The following is a 7,152-nucleotide window of genomic DNA, read 5'->3' as shown; positions in this document are numbered from 1 at the left end:
GGCGCGGTCCCGGACGTCCTTCGGGTATGGCTTTCGCATAACGGGTTCAAATCTTCCAAATATGGAAGTCTCGGTCAAACCCGGAGCGGTTCACCCGGACCGTGTCCAGTCTCACCGACGCTGAGGCATGGGCCGCTGGCTGGTGGCAAGCTCACACGTTGCGCGGCGAAGAAGAGTGTGGCTGGTGCGGCTATCTGGCGGGTGTGCGCTGCGGAGTGTGCGGTACCGAGAAGTCATCCAATGACATGGTGCCGACGACGGTCGCTCGACTGTGGTACTGCCCCACGCACCCCATTGACGAAGTACGGCAGTGGGCCAACGAAGCGATAACAGGGTGGACTTACCATCAAATGTTCATGAACGTGCTCGATGCGAGAGAGCGCAATGAGCAGGAGAGGCGCGAGACAGCTGGCTAGAAGGCCCTGAGCGCCCCTCCAGTGAACCGCGCAGGCCAGGCTCCCCGTGAATCCGACGGCGAGCCTGCCGTCAGGCCCGCCACCAGATCACACAGTTGACCTGGTAAATGGTGATCAGCAACACGGTGACGCCAATCGAGATCCTCCGGGTCCTGGTGACGTCACAGCACTTCGGAAGCACCATGGGCGGCGCGGGGGTGTCGCCGCTTCGTGAAAACTGACCCGCCCGCCGAGTTCACCCAGGCGCTGATGCACCAGCTGCTGTTGCGTACAGCGGGCGCACCGGGTGCGGACTTCCGCGTGCTCGCGTTCTACGCGACGGTGGCCCCGCTCGGACAGACCGTGCGCACGGTCGCGAAGCTGGGGATCCGAGAACCTCAGTATCAGTGAGCCGACGTGGTCCAAGAGCATCAAGCGCCTCGCCGGCGAAGGCTGGTTGGAACTGGCCTAGCGCCAGGGACCGATCTACCGGGTCGGCCCCCTCGTGATGGAGGCCGCCGCGGTCTCCGGTGAGGACGAGGAGGAGGACCTGGCCACGGTCCACCACTTCCCCTTCGGTCAGCAGGACGACGAGTAGGTCGTCCGCCCCCCGACCAGGGCCCGCTGTTCCCAGTCCCGGGACGGCGGACCTTCGTCGTGCCGTCGCCAGGCTGGCCGGGCAGCCGCGAGAAGGCGCGGTCCGCCGGCGGACCGCCGCCGAGATTCCGTCGCCGGCAAGCACTTCCGCGATGGCGGCCAGGACCGGGAGGATGCTCCCGTGGACTTGACCCTGACGCTGCGTCTGCGCGAACTCCTCTCCGACTACAAGGATCTGCGCGATGCGCCCTACGGCGGCCAGCAGCGCCGCGGGTAAAAGTTCAACGTGCTCCTCGCCGAGCTCCTGCGAGCGTGGGGGCTGACGGCCCGGCACGGCGTGCGCGGCGTGGACGGCCTGGACGAGACGGACGTCTTCTTCACGGCTGAGCAGACGAATTACATCCTCGAAGCCAAGTGGGAAGCCGAGCCGATCAACGCGGAGCCCCTGATCAAGCTCGCGGACCGCCTGACCAACCGGCCTCCCGGCACGCGCGGCATTGTCCTGTCCGTGTCCGGCTACACGCAGCCGGCGCTGGAGTGGGTGAAGCGGCTCCAGGACATTCTCCTGCTGGACATCACCCACATCGAGGCGCTCCTGTGCGGCCTGCTCAGCCCACACGACCTCCTGCACCTCCTGTACGCCGAGACCGCCGCCGCCGGCAACCGCCTCGTGCCCCTGGCCGACATCCTCGCTCCCAACCACCTCGACCCTGGCCCCGCGCCCCTGCTGCGCCCGGTCGGCGAAGCGCAGCTGCCATGGCCGGTCGTGGACAACGCCGCCGACGGCGTTACGGCCAGCGAGACCTTCCTCGGGGTCTGGGCGCCCACCCAGACCCCCAGTGCCCTCACCACCGCCCGAGGCAACAAGCTCCTGATCACCACCCCGGCCGGCGTCGTCGACTTCCACACCACCACCGGACGCAGCACCTGGGCCCTGCCACTGCCGGGCACCGAGGACCGCGCCGTGCGCGGGGCCGACGGATCGCTCACCGTCCTGTGCCGCGGCGCCCTCGTGCGCTGGCACCCCAAGACCCGCGACCTCCAGCTGCTCGCCGGAGGCTTCGGCGGCTACGCCACTCTGGAGACCGGCCCGGCCTGGCGACGAGCAGCGGCACGACGTCCCGTTCCCGAGCGCGGAACGGGCGGTGTGGCTCGCACCCGGGCGGTTCTTCCTGACTGCGAACGGGCACAGCACCCGGCTCGACCTCACCAAAGACCCGGCCGCGACCAAGGACGACTGGGTCGACTCCACCCTGCCCAACCCCAAGGCGGCCGTCGCCCCGGACGAGCACACCGTGCTGTACGCCGGCACCCGCGGATCCCTCAACGGCAGCCTGCACGGCCGCGACCTGCGACAGGACGCCGTCCCGGCCGAGCTGCTCACCGTCACGGCCAACCGGATCACCGACCTGACCCTGACGAGCACCGGCTCGGCCGGGACAAGCGGCTGGATGCTCGCCGACGTCTCCGGCAACACCCAAAACCCGACGCCGGTCCTCGTCAGGTGGGACATCTCAGCGGCGCCCTCGACGTCCGGCTGACCGGCCGGACGCGCCGTCCTGCCGCTCCGCAGCGGCAGGGACGGCGCCTCAGCCTGCTTGAAAGTCCACCGGAGCGGGATCGTCACTCACGCCCGGGTGCGGCGTTCTCCAGTACGGAGACCAGGTGGGCGTGGACGTCGGCGGCGGCCTCGCGGGTGACCGGGTCCGGGTCCTCCAAGTGGGCGGCGATCAGCTCGGCGGCCGCGGCCAGCACCGGCACCGGGACGGCGGCGGTGCGCAGGTGGAGCATCTGGGCGGCGGCCCGCTCACCGGGGGTTGCCGCCTGGTGGGCGGTAGGGATCAGGGCGTGGAGGCCGCGCGGCTGGGAGCTGTTCACCGGCCTATTCTCCCGGCGCCGGCGAGGCCCTGGTGCCGCATCAGGCGAGCCGAACTGCAGGTAGGTTGCGCCGCTCGCGACCCCACGACAATCCTAGGATTACCTTAGAAAGGTCTCTCTAATTTCTTCTAGAGATTTAGGCAATCCCTGCTATGATTCGTGTATGACGTCCTATGTCGAGGATCTTGAGCGGGTGGAGAAGGAACTCCGCGAGGCGGAGCGCGAGCGGGATCTCCTGGGGGTGCGGATCGAAGGGCTGCGCGGCCAGCGTGAGGCCTTGAGGAAGCTGGTCGAGGCATCCGTGGTGCCGGGGGAGGACCTGGACCTCAAGGACCTGACGAAGGCGGACGCCATCGTGAAGATCCTGCAGGCGTCGGACAAGCCGATGACGCTGGGGGAGATCGCCGCCGCCGTGAGCGCGGCGGGCAAGGAGACGAAGTACAACGGCGCGTCGGTGTACATCGACGGCCTGCTGAAGGCGGGCAGGGTCATCCGGGTTCAGCGCGGTCAGTACCGCGCGGCCTGACATCACCACGCAGGGAGGGAGAAGGACATGAGCACCCAGCCTGGCGCGCCGGACGCGATCGACGCACTGCTCGGCCAGGGCCCGCGCCGCGCCGTCCAGCTGCCGACCTCGGCCGAACGGGCACGGCTGCGCACCGAGTACGGGCTGACGAAGGCCGCCACCGCCAAGGCCCTCGGCGTCAGCACCAGCACGTTCACCGCCTGGGAAGCGGGACAGCGCGATCCGCAGGGGGAGGCCCGCGCGGCCTACGCCCGCCTGCTGGAAGGCATTGCCGCCCAGCTGAGCCCCGAGCCGACCGCCGTGGTGTCCCCTCAGTCCCAGACCCCGGCACCCGCACCGGCCGAGGCACCTGTGCCGGTGCCGATGCTCGACCAGCACCCGGACGGCTCGCTGGTGATGGCCGAGCCCGCGCCGTGCGTGCAGTGCGGCAACCCGTCGGTCTACCGCTCCCAGGGCGTGCCGATGCACCTGGGAGGCTTCTGCCGCCCCGGCACCCAGCCGCCCGCAGTCCCCGTCGCCCCTCAGCCAGCCCCCGCTGCAGCTGCCCCAGCGGTAGCTGCACCGCGCCCAACCGCGCCCCACGCCGCCGGCGCCCCCTCCTCGCGCCCGGTTTCCCCGCGCGCTCGGAGGGCTCCGGTGAAGGCGACAGCCACAGCCCGGCCCGAGGCCGCATCGGACCAGGTGGCCTCGGCGAAGTACCCCAATGGGCCGCTGACCGTCATCGATCTCACCCCCTCCGGCCGCACCCTGCTCGCGCACCTGGTCGACGGGCGCATGCTGGACGTCCCGGCCACGACTCTGCCCCAGCTGACCGAGTGGGCACTCACCGCCGGCCTCGGCCAGCAGCGGCTGCACAAGCACAGCAAGGACAGCGACCCCCTGGTCGTCGTCATGGCGGACGCGGCCGATTTCCTGGGCCTGCCGCCGATGGGGGAGGACGCCGACGGCAACTTCGAGCGCCGCATCGGCCGCCTGCCAGAGACCGGACCGATCGTCAAGAACCTCGTCAAGGCCGGCTGGCAGCTCACCCAGCGCGGCTTCGGCCCGTGGGCCCGCGTCTTCCGCAACCCCACCGGCGCCAAGCGCGAGTGCGTCCAGTACTGCATCCCGATGTGGGCCGCACTCACCTCCGGCGGCTGGAACGTCCCCGCCGACCTCGACGCGCCGCAGCTCGCAGCCCTCCTCGGCGGCTACGCCGAGCGCGTCCAGACCCCGCGCGGCTCCACCGCCGTCACCGGCCTGGCCCTCATGGAGGCGCTGCGCCCGCCGACCCGCGCCGTGCGCACCGAGACCGGCTGGACCTCCGGCCCGGTCGAGGGCTCGCGCACCCGTGCGTTCGACCCGGCACCGCCCGAGGCCCCGGCCGAGCACCCCGTCGCCAAGGACCGCGCCCCGCACGACGTGCTGATGACCGAGACGTGGGACTGGATCCGCCCCCTGGACCTGATCGAGGACCGCGAGCGCGGCTACCCCAACGTGGTCGGCCTCGACGTCAACGTGGCCTTCCTCGCCGCGGCGGGCCGGCTCACCCTGGCACTGTCGGAGCCGGTCCACGAGCTCAACCCGGTCTTCGACAAGAAGACCCCGGGCAGCTGGAAGTGCGACTTCTCCACCACCGAGCTCGACCCCCGCATGCCCAACCCCTTCACCCCCGACGGCCTGCCGCCCACCGGCCCCGCCTGGTACAGCACCGTCAAGGTCGCCTACGCCCTCGAACTCGGCATCCCCGTCCAGCCGACCGAGGGCTGGCTGCGCCACGAGTCCGGGCCGTGGCTCGACCCCTGGCACAAGCACCTGCGCGAGGCCTACATCACCACCATGGCCAACCTCGGCGTCCCCCTGGACCTGGCCGACCGCGACGTCGAGGCGTTCCTGGCGGCGATGGCCGACCTGAAAAACGGTGACCCGATGGAGCTCGCGATCCTGCACGCCATCAAGTCCACCGCGAAGGGCGGTCTGGGCAAGCTGCGCGAGCGCCCCCGCGGTGCCTCCTACCGGCCCGGGCAGCGCTGGCCGGCCCTGGAGCGAGCGACCTGGGACCCGCTCAACCGGGCGCTGGTCATCGACACCGACACCGTCAACAAGCACCGCAAGATCCGCCGCCACGCCGAGGCCACCGGCGAGTACCCGATCGCAGCCCTCGCCGACTGCATCGTCTACCCCTCCAAGGGCCCCTCGCCGCTGGACGTCCTGCGCCGCGGCGACGGCACTCTCGCCACCGCGTGGCGCCTGGGGATCTCTCCCGGGCACGTCAAACACGAGGGCACCCAGCCGATGCCGTGGGCGCTGGAGCTGATCGCCGACGACACCAACCCGGGCCGCCACATCAAGGGTGGCGACGCCTACGCCGAGGGGGAGTAGCCCGAAATGAGCGAAGCACTCGACCGGGGGCTGGAACGCGCCATGCAGACCCAGCCCATCCCGAAAACCCTGGCCGGGCGCACCAGCTTCCTGGTGAAGCAGTTCAAGGGGACCAAGAACACGGCCCGTGAACTGGGAGTCTCCCAGCGCTCGGTGGAGCGCTGGCTCAAAGGCGGCGGCATCGGCAAGGAGAACGCGAAGAAGCTCGAGGCCGCCGTCCGCGAGCGCTGGCAGCCCCGCGTGCGCAAGCGGATCCGCAGAGCGGCCGAGGCCAACGGCTTCTACGTGGAGGTGTCGGGGACCTTCGGCTTCAAGTCGGGCAAGGGCAGCACCGACGATCCCCGCGACCGCCTTCTTCCCGTCCAGAAGCTGTCCGGCGACGTCGCGCGCCGGCTCTTCGAAGCCCGCGACCGCGGCGCCAGCCAGCAGGAACAGGAGAAGATCATCGCCGAGGGCTTGCGCGAGGCCTACTTCACCGACGGCGGCCGCCGCGCCCGCGGCCTGGAGGTCACCTTCACCGGCCTCCACTGGGCCGAGTTCTCCGTGGACTGAAGCCATGCACCACGGGCAGCGCCGCCGTCAGGCGCTGCCCGTGGTGCCCCGTCCAGCCACTCGACCGTGAAGGACATGCCGTGTACGACGACGACTACGACTTCGACGAGGACGCGGACGTCCCCGCCTCCACTCCGGACCTGCTCACCTCAGCCCGGCACCGCCTCCGCCGCCGGGCGACCGGCAAGACACCCGAAACAACTGCAGCACTGCGGGGACACCGCCCGGATCGACGTGCGGCAGTGGGATCGGACCTGCGACAGTGAAGGGGCCTACCTGGGCCTGCGCCGAGCCCAGGAGCACCTCGACGAGTGGCAGCGGATCCTCGCCCACGTACAACAGCACCGGCACCCCACCTACGACCCGCAGCACGACGCGGCAGTCCAGGAACAGCAGCTCACCGCCCGGCGCCGGCAAGAGCAGGCCGACCATGCAGCCCAAGCCGCCGAGGCCGCCCGCCGAGCAGCCGACATCGAACTGCGCCGAACGGCCGGTCCGGCCGCCGACTCGCTCTACACCGCGCTCAGCCGCGCCGGCCGGCGCGAGCTGACCGAAGAAGACCACCGCGCGGTTCTCCAGCTCACCCAGCACCTCGACCGAGTCACCGTCGACCGGGTCATCACCTGGCTGGAGGACACCCGCACCACGGCCGCCGCCCTGGCCGCACCGCCCGCACCCACCCGCCCCATCGTCCGCCGGCCCGTGTAGCGGCCAGCGGCCGGGACCGCTGACCCCTGAGAGGGCGTTTGATAGGGGATTCCCCCCAACTGTCCGGCTTTGGTTCGCGCGGCACGGACTCGGTTCCAGGATCTCCTGGCAGCCGGGTCCGTGTCCGCGATATTG

The 7,152-nt window shown here is 70.7% G+C and carries 7 protein-coding genes and 1 pseudogene; 7 read left to right on the top strand and 1 reads right to left on the bottom strand.

Annotated features, from left to right (window positions below; all coding sequences use genetic code 11):
• Positions 1-626: 626 nt before the first annotated feature.
• The 3 genes and pseudogenes from ACIG5E_RS38695 to ACIG5E_RS38685 all read left to right on the top strand — a co-directional run bounded on the left by ACIG5E_RS38695 (position 627) and on the right by ACIG5E_RS38685 (position 2,533).
• On the top strand, positions 627-806 hold the full coding sequence (locus ACIG5E_RS38695) for a hypothetical protein (protein WP_396541887.1): 180 nt from the start codon (positions 627-629) through the stop codon (positions 804-806).
• Between the two features lie 472 nt (positions 807-1,278).
• Positions 1,279-1,575: pseudogene (locus tag ACIG5E_RS38690) on the top strand (restriction endonuclease); the annotation flags it as partial.
• 562 nt (positions 1,576-2,137) lie between these two features.
• Positions 2,138-2,533 (top strand): hypothetical protein, encoded by a 396-nt coding sequence (locus tag ACIG5E_RS38685; protein ID WP_396541891.1) that lies wholly within the window; start codon positions 2,138-2,140, stop codon positions 2,531-2,533.
• 82 nt (positions 2,534-2,615) lie between these two features.
• Here ACIG5E_RS38685 and ACIG5E_RS38680 read toward each other — a convergent pair whose 3' ends face one another.
• Positions 2,616-2,870 (bottom strand): hypothetical protein, encoded by a 255-nt coding sequence (locus tag ACIG5E_RS38680; protein WP_396541889.1) that lies wholly within the window; start codon positions 2,868-2,870, stop codon positions 2,616-2,618.
• A gap of 163 nt (positions 2,871-3,033) precedes the next feature.
• On the opposite strand from ACIG5E_RS38680, the gene ACIG5E_RS38675 reads away from it, so the two are divergent.
• From ACIG5E_RS38675 to ACIG5E_RS38660, 4 genes are all read left to right on the top strand, one after another.
• Positions 3,034-3,396: a hypothetical protein gene (locus ACIG5E_RS38675; RefSeq protein WP_396541885.1), complete on the top strand. Its 363-nt coding sequence runs from the start codon at positions 3,034-3,036 to the stop codon at positions 3,394-3,396.
• A 27-nt stretch (positions 3,397-3,423) separates the two neighbouring features.
• A complete protein-coding gene (gene tap, locus ACIG5E_RS38670) occupies positions 3,424-5,757 on the top strand; it encodes a telomere-associated protein Tap (protein ID WP_396541883.1) in 2,334 nt (777 codons plus the stop codon).
• 6 nt (positions 5,758-5,763) lie between these two features.
• Complete coding sequence (tpg, locus tag ACIG5E_RS38665; protein WP_396541881.1) at positions 5,764-6,309, top strand: telomere-protecting terminal protein Tpg; 546 nt, start codon at positions 5,764-5,766, stop codon at positions 6,307-6,309.
• A 234-nt stretch (positions 6,310-6,543) separates the two neighbouring features.
• Entirely contained in the window at positions 6,544-7,017 is a 474-nt protein-coding gene (locus ACIG5E_RS38660; protein ID WP_396541879.1) for a hypothetical protein, read from the top strand.
• Positions 7,018-7,152: the final 135 nt, after the last annotated feature.

Source organism: Kitasatospora sp. NPDC053057 (assembly GCF_044546945.1).
GTDB lineage: Bacteria > Actinomycetota > Actinomycetes > Streptomycetales > Streptomycetaceae > Kitasatospora.
This window is presented reverse-complemented; position numbering and strand designations above follow the sequence as displayed.

What these genes read in the sequence shown, in the direction of transcription:
- ACIG5E_RS38675 (WP_396541885.1), top strand. Translation starts at nt 3,034, where the DNA reads ATGACGTCCTATGTCGAGGATCTTGAGCGGGTGGAGAAGGAACTCCGC.
- tap (WP_396541883.1), top strand. Translation starts at nt 3,424, where the DNA reads ATGAGCACCCAGCCTGGCGCGCCGGACGCGATCGACGCACTGCTCGGC.
- tpg (WP_396541881.1), top strand. Translation starts at nt 5,764, where the DNA reads ATGAGCGAAGCACTCGACCGGGGGCTGGAACGCGCCATGCAGACCCAG.